This is a genomic window from Arthrobacter sp. AK01 (assembly GCF_021109375.1).
Classification (GTDB): Bacteria; Actinomycetota; Actinomycetes; order Actinomycetales; family Micrococcaceae; genus Arthrobacter.
This window is the reverse complement of sequence record NZ_JAJOHP010000031.1, coordinates 25811-41343: the sequence shown is the minus strand read 5'-3', so window position 1 is coordinate 41343 and position 15533 is coordinate 25811. Positions and strand designations below refer to the sequence as shown.

General features: G+C 62.7%; 16 protein-coding genes and 1 tRNA gene. 10 read left to right on the top strand and 7 right to left on the bottom strand.

The window, feature by feature from the left end:
- Positions 1-158: 158 nt before the first annotated feature.
- Together LN996_RS12610 and LN996_RS12605 are read left to right on the top strand one after the other, a co-directional pair.
- Positions 159-380 (top strand): hypothetical protein, encoded by a 222-nt coding sequence (locus tag LN996_RS12610; RefSeq protein WP_231340721.1) that lies wholly within the window; start codon positions 159-161, stop codon positions 378-380.
- A gap of 47 nt (positions 381-427) precedes the next feature.
- Positions 428-1219 carry a potassium channel family protein gene (locus LN996_RS12605; protein ID WP_231340720.1) on the top strand — a complete coding sequence of 264 codons (792 nt, stop codon included), beginning with the start codon at positions 428-430 and terminating at the stop codon, positions 1217-1219.
- Positions 1220-1479: 260 nt separating this feature from the next.
- On the opposite strand, the gene LN996_RS12600 is transcribed toward LN996_RS12605, so the two are convergent.
- Both LN996_RS12600 and LN996_RS12595 read right to left on the bottom strand, forming a co-directional pair.
- Positions 1480-1561, bottom strand: a tRNA-Tyr gene (locus LN996_RS12600).
- A gap of 128 nt (positions 1562-1689) precedes the next feature.
- Positions 1690-1956, bottom strand: a complete 267-nt coding sequence (locus LN996_RS12595; protein ID WP_211712039.1) for a hypothetical protein — start codon at positions 1954-1956, stop codon at positions 1690-1692.
- Positions 1957-2138: 182 nt separating this feature from the next.
- On the opposite strand from LN996_RS12595, the gene LN996_RS12590 reads away from it, so the two are divergent.
- From LN996_RS12590 to efeB, 4 genes are all read left to right on the top strand, one after another.
- Positions 2139-2630, top strand: a complete 492-nt coding sequence (locus tag LN996_RS12590) for a YajQ family cyclic di-GMP-binding protein (protein ID WP_017200185.1) — start codon at positions 2139-2141, stop codon at positions 2628-2630.
- A 195-nt stretch (positions 2631-2825) separates the two neighbouring features.
- Positions 2826-3680 (top strand): iron uptake transporter permease EfeU, encoded by an 855-nt coding sequence (efeU, locus tag LN996_RS12585; RefSeq protein WP_231340719.1) that lies wholly within the window; start codon positions 2826-2828, stop codon positions 3678-3680.
- A 42-nt stretch (positions 3681-3722) separates the two neighbouring features.
- Positions 3723-4907, top strand: coding sequence for an iron uptake system protein EfeO (gene efeO / locus LN996_RS12580; protein WP_374110818.1), 1185 nt, complete (start codon positions 3723-3725; stop codon positions 4905-4907).
- Positions 4904-6340, top strand: coding sequence for an iron uptake transporter deferrochelatase/peroxidase subunit (gene efeB / locus LN996_RS12575; RefSeq protein ID WP_231340718.1), 1437 nt, complete (start codon positions 4904-4906; stop codon positions 6338-6340). The genes efeO and efeB overlap by 4 nt, the downstream gene beginning before the upstream one ends.
- Before the next feature lie 18 nt (positions 6341-6358).
- Here efeB and htpX read toward each other — a convergent pair whose 3' ends face one another.
- The gene (gene htpX / locus LN996_RS12570; RefSeq protein WP_090819055.1) at positions 6359-7228 is read right to left on the bottom strand and encodes a zinc metalloprotease HtpX; all 870 of its coding nucleotides are present in this window, start codon (positions 7226-7228) and stop codon (positions 6359-6361) included.
- A gap of 109 nt (positions 7229-7337) precedes the next feature.
- Positions 7338-8609, bottom strand: coding sequence for an MFS transporter (locus LN996_RS12565; protein WP_231340717.1), 1272 nt, complete (start codon positions 8607-8609; stop codon positions 7338-7340).
- Positions 8610-8723: 114 nt separating this feature from the next.
- Between LN996_RS12565 and LN996_RS12560 the strand changes: the two genes are divergently transcribed.
- From LN996_RS12560 to LN996_RS12545, 4 genes are all read left to right on the top strand, one after another.
- Positions 8724-9494 (top strand): hypothetical protein, encoded by a 771-nt coding sequence (locus LN996_RS12560; RefSeq protein WP_231340716.1) that lies wholly within the window; start codon positions 8724-8726, stop codon positions 9492-9494.
- A 30-nt stretch (positions 9495-9524) separates the two neighbouring features.
- A complete protein-coding gene (locus LN996_RS12555; RefSeq protein ID WP_231340715.1) occupies positions 9525-10001 on the top strand; it encodes a Fur family transcriptional regulator in 477 nt (158 codons plus the stop codon).
- Positions 10002-10016: 15 nt separating this feature from the next.
- Positions 10017-11498 (top strand): catalase, encoded by a 1482-nt coding sequence (locus LN996_RS12550; RefSeq protein WP_231340714.1) that lies wholly within the window; start codon positions 10017-10019, stop codon positions 11496-11498.
- Between the two features lie 131 nt (positions 11499-11629).
- Positions 11630-12265: a DUF2461 domain-containing protein gene (locus LN996_RS12545; protein ID WP_231340713.1), complete on the top strand. Its 636-nt coding sequence runs from the start codon at positions 11630-11632 to the stop codon at positions 12263-12265.
- 83 nt (positions 12266-12348) lie between these two features.
- Here LN996_RS12545 and LN996_RS12540 read toward each other — a convergent pair whose 3' ends face one another.
- From LN996_RS12540 to adhP, 3 genes are all read right to left on the bottom strand, one after another.
- Positions 12349-13896: an amino acid permease gene (locus LN996_RS12540; RefSeq protein ID WP_231340712.1), complete on the bottom strand. Its 1548-nt coding sequence runs from the start codon at positions 13894-13896 to the stop codon at positions 12349-12351.
- 164 nt (positions 13897-14060) lie between these two features.
- Positions 14061-14477: a DUF779 domain-containing protein gene (locus LN996_RS12535; RefSeq protein WP_231340711.1), complete on the bottom strand. Its 417-nt coding sequence runs from the start codon at positions 14475-14477 to the stop codon at positions 14061-14063.
- The gene (gene adhP, locus LN996_RS12530) at positions 14477-15487 is read right to left on the bottom strand and encodes an alcohol dehydrogenase AdhP (protein ID WP_231340737.1); all 1011 of its coding nucleotides are present in this window, start codon (positions 15485-15487) and stop codon (positions 14477-14479) included. Before adhP ends, LN996_RS12535 begins: the two co-directional genes overlap by 1 nt.
- Positions 15488-15533 lie beyond the last annotated feature (46 nt).

Here is a 15533-nt window from a genome sequence, read left to right as displayed (position 1 = left end):
TAACTTTCAGGGAAAGATGGCGACCACGTTGCGGACTGGACCCACGGCACAGCTCCTGTTTATGTCCAACGATTGCACTAACGTTTACCGCTGGTTCATCAAAGCCGTGCAGAATGTCTGGAACTCGTAGTTGATGAATGACCACAAGGGGGACTCCTTTGAGCACGCTGCAAACCACCAGGCCACAGGGCCAGGTCTGGCCGGAACTCACACGGCACCAGAACGTCGTCCTCCAGGATGCCCGCGGCAACCGCATCGAAGGAACCATCGACGGCATGACCAACGACCGCAGCACGCTGTGGATCCAGCTCAAAGGTGGCCTGGGCCGCCAACTGATCCACCACCTGGATGGGTACTGGCTGGAGACGCCCGCCGCCTGATGGGGTTCATCCCGGGCGCAGGAGTCCCAGGTGGCTAGTATTCCCGTATGACTCAAGCGCGATACCGGGACCTGGTGGAATGGCCCCTCATGGCCACGGCCCTGATTTTCCTCACTGCCTATGCATGGCAGGTCATCGGCCGGGTGAACGGCGCCGATGCGGTGCCATTCGAGATTGTCCTCTGGATTACGTGGGGCATCTTCGCGCTGGACTACTTCGTCAACCTCTGGCTCGCCGAAGACAGGATGCGGTGGTTCCTCTGGAACCTGCACGAACTCCTAATCGTGATACTCCCCTTCTTCCGGCCCCTGCGGCTGCTGCGCCTCGTCACTTTGCTGTCCGTTCTTCAGCGCACCGTAGGCGAAACCCTGCGCGGGCGGGTTGCCACCTACGTGGCAGGTGCAGCCGCGATGCTCATCCTCATCGGCGCACTGGCCGTCCTGGATGTCGAACAGAATGACCCCGGCGCCAAGATCGTCAACTTCGGCGACGCCGCCTGGTGGGCCGTCACCACCATCACCACCGTTGGCTACGGAGACCTGTATCCCGTGACTCCCATCGGGAGGATCGTGGCCGCGGCCCTCATGATGAGCGGCATCGCTGTGCTCGGTATTGTCACAGCATCCATCGCTTCCTGGCTGGTTCAACGGATTGAAGAGAACGCTGAGGGTGTGGCAGCGGCAGCCGAAGTGAAAGCCGCCGCAGCCGAGGAACCCGTTCGGGCAGAAATGGCTGACTTGGTGACCGAAATCGCGGCCCTGCGGATGGAGATCGCCGAGCTTCGGGAAGCCACGACGGTCAGGCAAACCACGGAATTCGGGCGGGAGCGTGAAGTCTAGGCTCGGCGTCCCGCTCGATCCCGTACCGTCACCACCTACATTGAGGGCCCAGATGGCATGACACGCCCTGGATTGCGGCGAGTCGCCGGGTAAGTGCGATCAAAGTGGGTGGTGGCGGTACGGCTGGACCCACGCTCATTCGGTTCCCGCGCCGCGCACGGGCGAACAACTGCGGGATCCTCCGGCAGGACCCGGCGCCGGGAACTCGCTGGGCACACAAAAAATCCCCGGAACCAGTGGTTCCGGGGATTTTCCTTGGGTGGCAGATGAGGGATTCGAACCCCCGTAGGCGTTGCCAGCTGATTTACAGTCAGCCCCCTTTGGCCGCTCGGGTAATCTGCCGAACTTCAAAAGAAGATCACTTCCGGAGACCGTTTCTTTTCGATCCGGTAACCGAAGGCAGAGACAACCTTACAGAAGTTTTTGCGAAGAATCTAATCGAGGGCAGACACCCGTGATTTCCGCGTATTTCAGGCTTCCCCGAGGATCCGGCCAGCCAGTTTCGCTTCGAACTTTTCGGCTTGCTCGGGAGTGATCTGGTTGAGCTGCACAGCCCGCAGCAGATCCGCATGCACTCCATCCATGCGGGAAGTGGCATCAGGGACCGGGCTCAGGACAATCGACGCTGCAACCGCCGCTGCTGCCACTGCACTCGCCGCAGCAACCGCGGCCGTACCGATGGAGCCTGCTGCTGCAGAAGCGGATTTGCTGATGGACTGGACGGCCTTGCTGCTCATGCTGATCCTCCGACGATGCGTTCTTCCAACTGGTACAACTCTCAACCCATACCCTCGGTTCCCACCCTGCATGTGCTGTGAGCGAACTGTGAAAGTGCTCCACGGCCCCAAGCCGCGGCTTCCGTACTAGGCTGGATGCCAGACCAACCCGCCCTCACAGGGCCCCCAACCTAAGGAGAGTCATGGCAGGCGAATCCACATTCGACGTCGTCAGCAAGGTAGACAAGCAAGAGGTCGCCAACGCGCTCAACCAGTCCCAGAAGGAAATCGCACAGCGATACGACTTCAAGGGCGTCGGCGCGGAGATCGACTTCAGCGGCGAAAAGATCCTCATGAAGGCCAACTCCGAGGACCGCGTCCTTGCTGTCCTGGATGTTTTCCAGTCCAAGCTGATCAAGCGCGGCATCTCGCTGAAGTCCCTGGACCAGGGCGAGCCCTTCCCCTCCGGCAAGGAATTCCGCCTGGAGTGCACCATCAAGGAAGGCATTGCCCAGGACATCGCCAAGAAGATCAACAAGATCATCCGCGATGAAGCCCCCAAGTCCGTCAAGTCCCAGATCCAGGGCGACGAACTCCGCGTGACCTCCAAGTCCCGCGACGACCTTCAGGAGACCATGAACATCCTCAAGAAGTTCGAAGAGGCCGATCTCCAGTTCGTGAACTTCCGCAGCTAGTCCCAGCACCGTCCGAAAGGCCGGGATGCGAGCCCGTTACAGGGCCTGCGTCCCGGCTTTTTGCTGCCCGAAACTACACCGACTGTCGTAATGGATGCGCGGATTAGCGCACGATTAGTTTGCGTAATAGGCAAGTCAACGTATCCTTCTTCCTTAGGTGAGCCTAAGTACGGCCCCCTTAGCGAAAGTAAATCCATGACCGCCAATTACCTGATCGGCCTGCGCGAAGGCCTTGAGGCATCACTGATCGTGGTCCTCCTGATGGCCTATCTCATTAAGACCGGCAGGCGTCACCTGATCCCCAGGGTATGGATGGGCGTTGCCCTCGCCATCGCTATTTCGCTTGGCTTCGGCGCACTTCTGACGTTCGGCCCCCGCGGCCTCACCTTCGAGGCGCAGGAAGCAATCGGCGGCGGTCTGTCCATTGTGGCCGTGGCCCTGGTGACCTGGATGGTCTTCTGGATGGCCCGCACCGCGCGCAGCCTCGGTGGCGAACTCCGCTCGCAAGTGGATAAAGCGGCCGACGGCGCCGCCTGGGGCCTTGTGGTGGTTGCGGCACTGGCCGTGGGCCGTGAGGGCCTCGAAACGGCCCTCTTCATCTGGGCCGCAGCCCAGGCCACGGGCGAAACCACGCTTCCCCTGCTCGGCGCCCTGCTTGGCCTGCTGACAGCGGCTGGCCTGGGGTACCTGCTGCACAGGGGCGTCCTCAAGGTGAACCTTGGCCGCTTCTTCACCTGGACCGGAGTTGGCCTCATTATCATCGCAGGGGGCGTGCTGGCCTACGGAATCCACGATCTCCAGGAAGCCGGCATACTGCCCGGCCTGAACAACCTGGCCTTCGACGTCTCAGCTGCCATCCCGCCGTCGTCCTGGTACGGCACTTTGCTGAAGGGCACGCTGAACTTCTCCCCCGCCACCACCTGGCTCGAAGCGGCGGCGTGGCTTCTGTACGTCATTCCGGTGCTGTTCCTCTACATCCGGGCCAACCGCTCCGCCCCACCCCAGGCTTCCCGCAAGACTTCCACCACCGCCGTCACGGCACACCCGTAATCCCCGGCCCTGACGCCCACTCCCAAGACAAAGGACACACCCATGTTCCTGCCCGCATCCTCTTCCCCGAAACTTCGGAGGACCCTCGCCGTCATTGGCGCGGCCGCCGCTGTGCCCCTGGTACTTGCCGGCTGCACCGACAACACGAAGACCACGGGCGCTACGGATGGTCCCATCCAGGTCAGCAGCACCGCCAATGAGTGCAAGGTCTCCACGGGAACCGCACCGAGCGGCAACCTCACCTTTGCCGTGAAGAACGAGGGCACTGAGGTGACCGAGTTCTACCTGCTGGCCGAAGATGGCCTGCGGATCCTGGGCGAAGTGGAGAACATCGGCCCCGGCATCACCCGCAACCTGGTGGTCACGGCTCCGGCCGGTAAATACAACACTGCGTGCAAGCCCGGAATGCAGGGCGAAGGCATCCGCGCGTCCTTTGAGGTCACCGAATCCGGCACCAAGCCCAGCGTGGATGCCGACTTCCAGAAGCTCCTGGACAACGGGTCCCAGCAGTACGCCGCCTACGTCAAGGACCAGACGGAGCAGCTCATTGTGGGCACCAAGGCCTTCGCTGAAGCCTTCGCCGCCGGTGACGCCGGCAAGGCCCGCGACCTCTACGCCTCCACCCGCATGCACTGGGAGCGGATCGAACCCGTAGCTGAATCCTTCGGCGACCTGGACCCCAAGTTGGATGCCCGCGAGGCAGACCTTGAGCCCGGCCAGGAATGGACCGGCTGGCACCGCGCCGAGAAGGACCTCTTCCCGCCGGCAGAGTACACGGCTATGACCCCGGCGGAGCGCACCGCCATTTCCACGCAACTGGTAGCGGACACCGAGGACCTCGTCACCCGCACCCGCACGGTGGAACTGACCCCGGACAAGCTCGGAAACGGCGCCAAGGAACTGCTCGATGAAGTTGCGACCGGCAAGGTCACCGGCGAAGAAGAGATCTGGTCCCACACCGACCTTTGGGACTTCCAGGCCAACGTTGACGGCGCCCGCATCGCTTTCGAGAACCTGAGGCCGGCCCTGGAGCAGAAGGACGCAGAGCTCGCCCAGTCCTTGGACGAAAAGTTCACGGCCCTGCAAACCGAACTCAAGAAGCACGCCAAGGGCGATGGCTTCGTCTACTACAACGAGCTGAGCCAGGAGCAGGTCCAGCAGCTCGCGGCCTTGGTCGATTCGCTGGGTGAGCCCCTCTCCAAGCTCACCGCAGCCGTGGTGCTGTGAGCGGCTGCCCCTTCGGGCACACCGGCGAAAGCGCCGACGCCAACCGCCCAGGTGAGAGTAACGGCGTCGGGCACTCCGGCGAGCCAGCCGCCGTCGTGACTCACCAGGAGGCGCACGACGGCGGTGTGGCGACGTCCGCTGCAGAAGGTACCTCCCGCATGTCCCGACGCGGCCTGCTCTCGCTCGCGGGGGTCGGGGGTGCCGGAGCAGTAGCTGGGCTGGCCGCTGGATTTCTCGGCCATGATGTCCTGACGGCGGCGACCGCTTCCGCTGCGGACACTACCGCGGGGGATGCAGCAGTCCCCTTCTTTGGCGATCACCAAGCCGGCATCACCACCCCGGCACAGGACCGCCTGCACATGGCCGCTTTCGATGTCACCACTGAGGACCGCAAGGAACTCATCAAGCTCCTCAAGGACTGGACAGCCGCGGCCGAGGCCATGACAACCGGCCTCCCCACGGGCAAGACAGGCGCCGTCGACGGGCCCTACGACGCCCCTCCGGAAGACACCGGCGAGGCGTTGGACCTGCCCGCGGCAAAGCTCACCCTGACGTTTGGTTTCGGCGCGGGGTTGTTCGAAAAGGACGGCAAGGCCCGCTTCGGACTGGACGGCCGGCGTCCGGAGGCTTTGATCGACCTCCCGCATTTCCCCGGTGACGATCTTCAGCCTGCGCGAACCGGTGGCGACATCGTCATCCAAGCCTGCGCGGACGATCCCCAGGTTGCCGTGCATGCCATCCGCAACCTTGCGAGGATCGGGTTCGGCAAGGTGCGTGTCCGTTGGTCGCAGCTGGGGTTTGGACGCACCTCCTCCACGTCCAGGGCGCAGGTGACGCCGCGGAACCTCTTTGGCTTCAAGGACGGCACCAACAACCTCAAGGTCGAAGACAATGCTCTTCTTGAGGAGCACGTATGGGTTGGCGCGGGTGCCGGTCCAGGCGAGCAATGGATGAGGGGCGGCAGCTATCTGGTGGCCCGCAGGATCCAGATGCACATCGAAATCTGGGACCGAACTTCGCTGCGGGAACAGGAAGGGCTGATCGGCCGGACCAAGGGCGTGGGTGCTCCCCTGTCAGGCGGGGAGGAGTTCACCACGCCCGACTTCTCGTTGGCGGGGCGGGCCGGGGAACCCTTGATTCCCATGGATTCCCACATGAGGCTGGCCCACCCTGACCAGAATGCCGGCGTGAGGATGCTGCGCCGCGGATACAACTTCACGGATGGCTCGGACGGGCTGGGCCACCTCGACGCAGGCCTGTTCTTTATTGCGTTCGTCAAGGATCCCCGGACGCACTACGTGCCCATGCAGCTGGCCTTGGCCAAGGGCGACACGTTGTCCGTGGAGTACCTGAAGCACACGGGCTCGGGGCTCTTTGCCGTGCCTCCGGGCGTCCAAGCCGGCGGTTTCATTGGCGAAGGGCTGTTCGCCTAGCCCTGGTTCAACGGGAACCTAGGAAAGTGGTCGCCCGGCCATCCGTTCCAAGCGGCTGATCCGTTCCTTCATGGGCGGGTGCGTGGAGAACATGCGCCGCATTCCTCCGCCACGGAACGGGTTGGCGATCATCAGGTGCGAGGCATTGACGAGCTTCTGGTCCTGCGGCAGGGGCAGCTGGCTGACGCCGGACTCAATCTTGCGCAGGGCTGAGGCGAGTGCCAGCGGATCGCCCGTGAGCTCGGCACCGTCTTCATCGGCGTCGTACTCGCGGGTTCGGGAAATGGCCATCTGAATGAGTGATGCCGCAAACGGCGCGAGCAGGGCCATGGCGATAGTGGCCAGCGGGTTGGCGTTGCGTCGGTCCCCGCTGCCGAAGATCAGCAGCATCTGGCCCACGGACGTAATGACACCGGCCACGGCAGCTGCAACGGAGGAGGTCAGGATGTCGCGGTTGTACACGTGCATCAGCTCATGTCCCAGCACACCCCTGAGTTCGCGGGCATCAAGCAAATGCAGGATCCCCTCGGTGCAGCACACGGCGGCATTCTTGGGGTTGCGGCCAGTGGCGAAGGCGTTGGGCGTCATGGTGGGCGAGAGGTAGATCCGGGGCATGGGCTTGTTGGCACGCACGGACAACTCGCGAACGATCTGGTAGAGCTGCGGAGCCTGTGCCTCGGTGACGGGGTAGGCCGCCATGGAGCGAATGGCGATCTTGTCGCTGTTCCAATATCCGTAAGCAGTAGTACCAACGCCGATGAGGGCCATGATCCAGATAGGCGTCGTGCTGCGGGTCCCTGCCGCGATAATGGCGCCCAAACCCAACAACACCGCCCACAGCACACCGAAGAGCGCGGCAGTCTTGAGTCCATTGTTGTGTTTATGCACGGTTTCCCTGGTCACTTTCGTCAGCTCTTGCGGGGTTCTCTACGGATTAACGCCGACGCCGGTCGCCGTGTTCCGTTGTCAGCCTACGTTGCCGAAGTGGCGGGCCAGGCTAGGGCACAGGATGCTTCGCATCGTAGGCAACGAACCCGGGCTGCAAGCGTGAAGCCAGCCATGCCAGGACAATGCAGAGAACTCCCCCGATGAGCAGCACGCCGCCTTCACTGAGGAACTGCGTGACACCGCCTGCCAGCATGTCCCCCACCCGGGGACCACCGGCCACCACCACGATGAACACGCCCTGGAGCCGTCCCCGCAGGTGATCCGGAGTAGCCGACTGGAGGATGGTGGTGCGGAACACGGCGCTGACGGAGTCGGAAATACCGGCCAGGGCACAGCAGAGGGCGGCCGGGACCAACCAAGGCGTCACGCCATCGCGGCCCGCATCACCCGCCAGCAACACCACCAGCCCGAAGCCCGCAATCGAGGCTCCCCAACCAACCACGGACCACACCACGGCGCTGCCCTGCATTCGCACCCGGCCCAGCGGCCCGGAAAACAGGCCGGCGAGGAACGCTCCCACCGCCGTCGAAGCCAGCAGTACACCCACCGTGGTTTCTCCGCCGCCGATCATGACCGCCCCGATGGCAGGCATCAAAGCCCGCGGCTGCGCGCAGATCATGGCGATGAGGTCGATGATGAACGTCATCCGGACGTTGGGTCGGGTGCCCAGGAAACGGAAGCCTTCCACCACCGACCGGAGCCCTGGCCGCACAGCATCTTTTGACGGCGGCAACGGAGGCAGCTTGAAGAGGCCCCACAGTGCGAACGTGAAGCTGATGACATCAATGGTGTAGGTCCAGCCGAAGCCTATGGTGGCCACGAGCACTCCGGCCAACAGCGGTCCCGCTGTCATGGACAGGCCAAACGTGAGCATGCTCAGGGCATTGGCAGCGGGAAGCAAATCCTTGCGGACCAGGAGTGGGATGATGGCGCTGCGGGCCGGACCGTTGATACCTTGGGCGCCACTTTGGATAGCCACCAGCGCGTAGAGGATCCAGATGTTGCCGATCTCCAGCCAGGCCTGCAACGCCAGTCCGGCCGTTGTTGCCCAGAGGACCAGCGAGGCGACGAGGGCCACTTTGCGTCGATCGTAGGCATCCGAAACGGATCCCCCGTAGAGCCCTGCGATGACCAAGGGGACCAGCGCGAAGATGCCGAGGAGGCCTACATAGAAGCTCTCCTGGGTGAGCCGGTAGACCTCCAGGCTGACAGCCACCAGTGTCAGTTGGGTACCAATGGCGGCCACCGATGCCCCCATCCAGAGCCGCCGAAAAGCCGGACTCTCCTTCAGTGGGGTGATGTCTGCCAGTAGTTTCGCCACCGTCCTACCTTAACGACCATTGCGGTGGCCACCCGCCGCACCCTCCCACCTCTGTTCTCCCCTCTGTGGTACTCCGCTTGGTAGGCTCACCCGGGGGAAGGAGTTGACAAGGTCATGTCACGACAATTGCTGTATCGTTCGGGCTTTTGGGAGATTGCCCGGCCGCGCCATCCCCTCACCGCCGGTCACGTCCTGATCAGGCTCTCAGATCCCTCCACGGAGTTCGCGCATTCCTCGGCTGCCGACTGGCTTTTCTGCCACACCCTTCTCCGCGCCGCCCTTCACGAGGTCCTTGGCGTGACGCGGTGCGTCGTCATGTTTGCCCACCAATGGCACCCGTTGGGCTCGGCCATTGGAGAGCCTGTGGCGGAGTCGTCAACGCCGACGTTCCACCTTTTCGGACGGTGGGACGGAGAAACCACGACGCCGGGACTCCAGTTATCGCTGCCGGCCCATCGTCGGGCGGGGGTGCCGGAACAGGAACTCGATGGCACCGACGCCGCCCTCCGTGACGCACTGCGGGGAGGCCGACCCGACGCAGCGGCGACGTCCGCCAGTGACCTAAGTGCCGCCGTCGAGCATGTCAGTGAGTCCGGTCCGCTGGTGCGGACCGTGGACGCCGGACCCCGGCACGCGGTCATTGAGCCGGCCCGGCACCTCGATTCCATCCGGGATATCCAGCCAGCGGAGCTCCTGGCGATGGGTGCGGCCTTGGGAGCGCTTCCTTTGCCTGGCGGCGTCAGCGGATTCAGTTGTGTCGCAGTGGAACCCGAAGACGCCGGCGTCCCCTTGCGTGTCCATGCGCTGGGACGATCCGTCGCTGAGGAAGTAAACCCGCTCGAGGCCCTGCTCCGTTCACCGGAAGTTAGCCTTGCCTTATTGTGAACTCCTCAAAATAAGTGTTTCAATGAATGCATGACAGATCACACAGCCGAGCAAGCAGAATGGGCCGCCGCCCTGCATGCCCACGGCCGTCGTGTGACCAAGCAGCGGTTGGCGGTGCTCGCCGCGGTCCAGCACCATCCACACTCCCCGGCAGAAGGCATCCTTACCGCTGCACGCAAAGAGCTTCCTGAACTGACGGCGCAGTCCGTTTACGTAGTGCTCAGCGACCTCACGGACCTACAGATGCTGCGCCGCTTCGAACCCCCGCACTCCCCGGCACTTTATGAAACCCGGGTGGGCGACAACCACCATCACGCCGTGTGTATCAGCTGCGGCAAGGTGGAGGACGTGGATTGCGCCGTGGGGCACGCACCGTGCCTCACCCCGCACTGGGATGAGAATTCCAAGCCCATGACCATCCAGATCGCCGATGTCCTCTATCAAGGCGTCTGCCAGGACTGCCAGTCCAAACAACAGCTTCCCGTAACTTCCGTAACTCAGAAATAAGAAAAAAGGAGAACAATGACTGCTATTTCAACAACCCAGTCAGGTGCACCCGTTACCTCCGACGCGCACTCGAAGTCCGTCGGCGCTGACGGTGCCATCATCCTCACCGACCACTACCTGGTGGAGAAGCTCGCACAGTTCAACCGCGAGCGGGTCCCGGAGCGTGTAGTGCACGCCAAGGGTGGCGGCGCATTCGGTACGTTCAAGACCACCTCGGACGTCTCGGCCTACACCAAGGCAGCTTTCCTGCAGCCGGGTACCGAGACGGACATGCTGATCCGTTTCTCCTCCGTCGCTGGCGAGAATGGTTCTCCTGACACCTGGCGCGATCCCCGCGGTTTCGCCGTGAAGTTCTACACCTCCGAGGGCAACTACGACCTCGTGGGCAACAACACCCCCGTCTTCTTCATCCGCGACGGCATCAAGTTCCCGGACTTCATCCACTCCCAGAAGCGCCTCCCGGGTACCCACCTGCGTGACGCTGACATGCAGTGGGACTTCTGGACCCTCTCCCCCGAGTCCGCACACCAGGTCACCTGGCTCATGGGCGACCGTGGCCTCCCGGCTTCCTGGCGTGAAATGCAGGGCTACGGCTCGCACACCTACCAGTGGATCAACGCCGCTGGCGAGCGCTTCTGGGTCAAGTACCACTTCAAGTCCAACCAGGGCGTCAAGACCATCACCGGTGACCAGGCTGAAGAACTTGCCGGCTCGGACGCGGACTTCTACATCCGCGACCTGCAGGAAAACATTGCCGATGGCAACTTCCCCTCCTGGGAACTGCACGTCCAGGTCATGCCGTACGAAGACGCCAAGACGTACCGCTTCAACCCGTTCGACCTCACCAAGGTGTGGCCGCACTCTGACTACCCGCTGATCCACGTGGGCACCATGGAGCTGAACAAGAACCCGGAGAACTACTTCGCGCAGATCGAGCAGGCCACCTTCGCGCCGTCGAACTTCGTACCGGGCATCGCTGCTTCCCCGGACAAGATGCTGCAGGCCCGCATCTTCTCCTACGCCGACGCACACCGCTACCGCGTGGGTACCAACCACGCACAGATCCCGGTGAACCAGCCCAAGAACCAGGTCAACAACTACAGCCAGGATGGCCAGGGTCGTTTCCTGTTCAACTCCCCCTCCACCCCGGTGTACGCACCGAACTCTGTTGGTGGCCCGGCTGCTGTTGAGCCCACTTCGCCGGCCGGTGGCTGGGAGAACGACGGCGAGCTCACCCTCTCCGCGCACACCCTGCACGCTGAGGACAGCGACTTCGGCCAGGCCGGTACCCTGTACCGCGAGGTCTACGATGACGCTGCCAAGGCCCGCCTCCTGGACACCATCACCGGTGCCGTGGGCGGCGTGAAGAACGCCGACATCAAGGACCGCGCCATCCAGTACTGGACCAACGTTGACTCCGATCTCGGCGCCAAGCTCCGTGCCAACCTCGGTGCAGGCCAGACCGAGTCCGACGCCGAAGCAGCCAACAAGCTCTAAGCGTCTTCGCGTTACTGCATTTTCCAGGAACACCCCGTTGCGGATCTCCGCAGCGGGGTGTTCTTTTTGTTTTTCCACGTAGCTCTTTTGACCTATGGCTGCGCCGGTGGTGGGGTCCCTAGGATCCTTTCATGAGCACATTCGAAGGCATCCCTACAGCCGCATTCCGCTTCTATGCCGAACTCGAAGAGAACAACAACCGTGAATGGTGGCTGGAACATAAAACAACGTACGACGCCGAGGTCAAGGAGCCGCTGACAGCTCTCCTTTCAGAGCTGGAGCCGCGGTTCGGGCCGGCCAAGATTTTTCGTCCCAACAGGGACATCCGGTTCTCCCAGGACAAGTCGCCATACAAAACTGCCCAAGGTGCCTTTGCCGCCACCCAGGAGGGCGTCGGCTTCTACGTCCAGATCAGTGCGGATGGACTGCTGATCGGTGGTGGTTACCATTCCCACACGCCTGCCCAGCTTGCGCGTTTCCGGGCCGCCGTGGATGCCCCTGACAGTGGATTGGAGCTGCAGGAGATCGTTGATTCGATCGCTACGGCCGGGTTTGCCATCGAGGGCGAGAAGCTCAAGACCGTTCCGCGGGGTGTCGACAAAGACCATCCACGCGCTGAGCTGCTCAAGCACAAGTCGTTGTCGGCGGGCGTGGAGGTTGGGCAACCGGACTGGCTTTCAACTCCCGCTGCCAAAGATGAGATCGCTGCCCGTTGGGAGGTACTGAGGCCTTTGGTGGAGTGGGTCAGCGAGCATGCTGCGCCGTAACGCGAAGGCGCCCGGAAACCGATGTTTCCGGGCGCCTTGTAGGGCAAGAGGTGGCAGCTGTCTGACAAGCTGCCGTGATTGGTTTAGACCTTCGTGTAGCTGTCTTCGTCGCCGTCGGCCCGGCGGACTTCGGGAGCACCGTTGACGGAGGCCCTGGCTGCGGCGAACTTCTCGTTGAGCCTGGAGTGGCGCTGTCCGTAGGAGAAGTAGATGACCATGCCTATGACCAGCCAGATCGCGAAGAAGATCCAGGTTTCCACCGCCAGGTTGGTCATGAGGTAGAGGCAGAGCACCGCGGAGACCCACGGCAGGACCTTGCCGAACGGGACCCGGAAGGCGGGCTTGAGGTCAGGGCGCTTCTTGCGCAGCACCAGGATGCCCAGGCTGACCATCACGAAGGCGGACAACGTGCCAATGTTGATCATTTCCTCGAGGAGATCCACATTGGTCAGACCGGCAACCAGTGCCACAGCGGCGCCGCAGATGATCTGGAGCCGGGCAGGGGTGGAGCGTTTCTCGCTGGTCTTGGACAGCGAACGAGGCAACAAGCCATCGCGGCTCATGGCGAGGACCACTCGGGACAGGCCCATGAGGAGCACCATGATCACCGTGGTCAGACCCACCAAGGAACCGAACGCGATGATCTTGGCAGCGTCCGTGTTGCCCACGGCCTCAAAGGCGGTAGTCAGGGTGGGGTTCTTGACCTCGGCCAGCTGTGTGTAGGAGACCATACCAGTCAGCGCGAGGGAGACCAGGATGTAGAGCAGCGTAACCACTGCAAGGCCACCGAAGATGCCGCGGGGAAGTGTCTTCTGCGGGTTCTTGACCTCTTCTGCGGAGGTGGCCACTACGTCGAAGCCGATGAAGGCGAAGAAGACCAGGGCTGCACCGGCGAAGACGCCCAGCGTTCCGTACTGGGCCGGAGCGGCGCCTGTGAGGAAGCCGAAGAAGGACTGCTTCATGACGTCGGCGGCACCGGAATCGGTGGGCTCAGAGGCCGGGACGAAGGGGGTGTAGTTGGAGAACTTCACGTAGCTGAAGCCAACAACGATCACGAACAGCACCACGGCGATCTTGATCAGCGTAAAGACGTTGCCGACGCGGGCGGACAACTTTGTCCCCAACACCAGCAGCACGGTGAAGATCGCGACGATGAGGAAGGCACCCCAATAGAGGTCAACGCCGCCCACCTTGATTGACGGCGGCATGTCTACGCCCATCAGGCCAAAGACGGTACTGAGGTAGATGCCCCAGTACTTGGCGATCACCGCCGCAGCGGTGAAAAGTTCGAGGATGAGGTTCCAGCCAATAATCCACGCAAGGACCTCGCCCATGGTCGCGTAGGTGAAGACGTAGGCGGAGCCGGCTACGGGAATTGCCGTGGCGAATTCTGCGTAGCACATGATGGCCAGCGCGCACGTGACGGCGGCGATCGCAAAGGAGATGGTGACGGCGGGGCCGGCAAAGTTTGCAGCAGCCTTGGCGCCTACCGAGAAGATCCCGGCGCCGACAGCAACGGCGACGCCCATGATCATCAGGTCCCAGGTGCTGAGGCTGCGCTTCAGCTTGCGACCGGGCTCATCGGCATCGGCGATCGACTGCTCGATCGATTTGGTCCTGAAAATGTTCATAAAAATGCCACATTCTGGATGGGAGTGGTATAGGACTCATCAAGAATAGTGTCCGGTCAATGGACGGCCATATTTATCCCAGATAGTGAGACGGCCTGTGGGGCGTGGGGCAGGTGTGGCTGGTGTGACGAAGGCGGGTTGCCCTCATCACACCAGCTTTGGACCTAATTGCTTGGCACGTCCCAGTCCATGAGGGTGGAACGGATCAGGAATCGCTTCCCCTCGGGAGACTCCACCGAGAACCCACTGCCGCGGCCGGGGACCACATCCACAGTGAGGTGGGTGTGCGACCAGTAATTGAACTGCTCCTTGGACATCCAGAACTCCAGCGGCTGTGGTTCACTGCCAGCTCCAATGTCGAACCTGCCCAGCAGGACATCGGAATCACCTGTCAGGAACTCCCCTGCCGGGTAGCACATGGGTGCCGAGCCGTCGCAGCAGCCGCCCGACTGATGGAACATGAGCGGTCCGTGCTGGTCCCACAGCTTGCGGAGGAGTTCCACGGACACTACGGTCAGCGCCACCCGGGAAAAGTCCTCCCCGGGCAGCGTCACCGCAGCTTCCAAGCTGGCGGAGTCCATCAGAACTTCAGAACCACTCGGCCATCGATCTTGGCGTGCTTCATCTCGTCAAAGACCGCGTTGACCTCCGAGAGCTCCCGGGTAGAGACCGTTGGCTTGATCTTTCCCTGCGCATAGAACTCCAGCGCCTCTTCAAGGTCCTGCCGCGTGCCCACGATCGACCCCCTGACCGTGAGGCCTTTGAGCACGATCTCGAAGATAGGCGCCGGGAAGTCTCCCGGAGGCAGCCCGTTGAAAACGATCGTTCCACCACGCCGTGCCATGCCGATCGCCTGGCCGAAGGCAGAGGGATGCACCGCCGTGACCAGGACACCGTGGCAGCCACCGGTTTCACGTTGGATCACTTCCGCCGGATCCTCATGCAGGGCGTTCACTGTCAGCTCGGCGCCATGTTCACGGGCCAGGGCCAACTTGTCGTCGGCAATGTCCACCGCTGCCACCCGGAGACCCATGGCCACCGCGTACTGCACTGCGATGTGTCCCAAACCGCCGATCCCCGAGATCGTGACCCACTGTCCCGGCCTGGCTTCGGTCATCTTCAGGCCCTTGTAAACGGTGACGCCGGCACACAGCACGGGCGCAACTTCCACAGGGTCCGAACCTTCCGGGATGCGTGCGGCGAATCGCGTGTCCACCAGCATGTACTCGCCGAACGAGCCGTCCACGCTGTAGCCACCGTTCTGCTGCGACTCACACAGGGTTTCCCAGCCGGTACGGCAGTACTGGCAGTCCCCGCAGGCAGACCAAAGCCAGGCGTTGCCCACCAACTGGCCAATGGCAACGTCCGTGACACCTTCGCCCAGGGCCACCACTTCTCCCACACCTTCATGGCCGGGAATGAACGGCGGCGTTGGCTTGACCGGCCAGTCGCCTTCAGCGGCGTGCAGGTCCGTATGACATACCCCTGAGGTGATGAGGCGCACCAGCGCCTGGCCGGGACCCGGCGTCGGGCGTTCCACTTCCTTGATCTCGAGGTCGGTTCCAAATTTCGTGACGACTGCAGCGTGCATGGTGGTCATTGACGATCTCCTTTGATCTGTACGAATGATGGGAGTT

Excerpts from the sequence above, each read along its gene's own strand:
- LN996_RS12605 (WP_231340720.1), top strand. The coding sequence starts at position 428 with ATGACTCAAGCGCGATACCGGGACCTGGTGGAATGGCCCCTCATGGCC.
- LN996_RS12595 (WP_211712039.1), bottom strand. The coding sequence starts at position 1,956 with ATGAGCAGCAAGGCCGTCCAGTCCATCAGCAAATCCGCTTCTGCAGCA.
- LN996_RS12590 (WP_017200185.1), top strand. The coding sequence starts at position 2,139 with ATGGCAGGCGAATCCACATTCGACGTCGTCAGCAAGGTAGACAAGCAA.
- efeU (WP_231340719.1), top strand. The coding sequence starts at position 2,826 with ATGACCGCCAATTACCTGATCGGCCTGCGCGAAGGCCTTGAGGCATCA.
- efeO (WP_374110818.1), top strand. The coding sequence starts at position 3,723 with ATGTTCCTGCCCGCATCCTCTTCCCCGAAACTTCGGAGGACCCTCGCC.
- LN996_RS12560 (WP_231340716.1), top strand. The coding sequence starts at position 8,724 with ATGTCACGACAATTGCTGTATCGTTCGGGCTTTTGGGAGATTGCCCGG.
- LN996_RS12555 (WP_231340715.1), top strand. The coding sequence starts at position 9,525 with ATGACAGATCACACAGCCGAGCAAGCAGAATGGGCCGCCGCCCTGCAT.
- LN996_RS12550 (WP_231340714.1), top strand. The coding sequence starts at position 10,017 with ATGACTGCTATTTCAACAACCCAGTCAGGTGCACCCGTTACCTCCGAC.
- LN996_RS12545 (WP_231340713.1), top strand. The coding sequence starts at position 11,630 with ATGAGCACATTCGAAGGCATCCCTACAGCCGCATTCCGCTTCTATGCC.
- LN996_RS12540 (WP_231340712.1), bottom strand. The coding sequence starts at position 13,896 with ATGAACATTTTCAGGACCAAATCGATCGAGCAGTCGATCGCCGATGCC.
- LN996_RS12535 (WP_231340711.1), bottom strand. The coding sequence starts at position 14,477 with ATGGACTCCGCCAGCTTGGAAGCTGCGGTGACGCTGCCCGGGGAGGAC.
- adhP (WP_231340737.1), bottom strand. The coding sequence starts at position 15,487 with ATGCACGCTGCAGTCGTCACGAAATTTGGAACCGACCTCGAGATCAAG.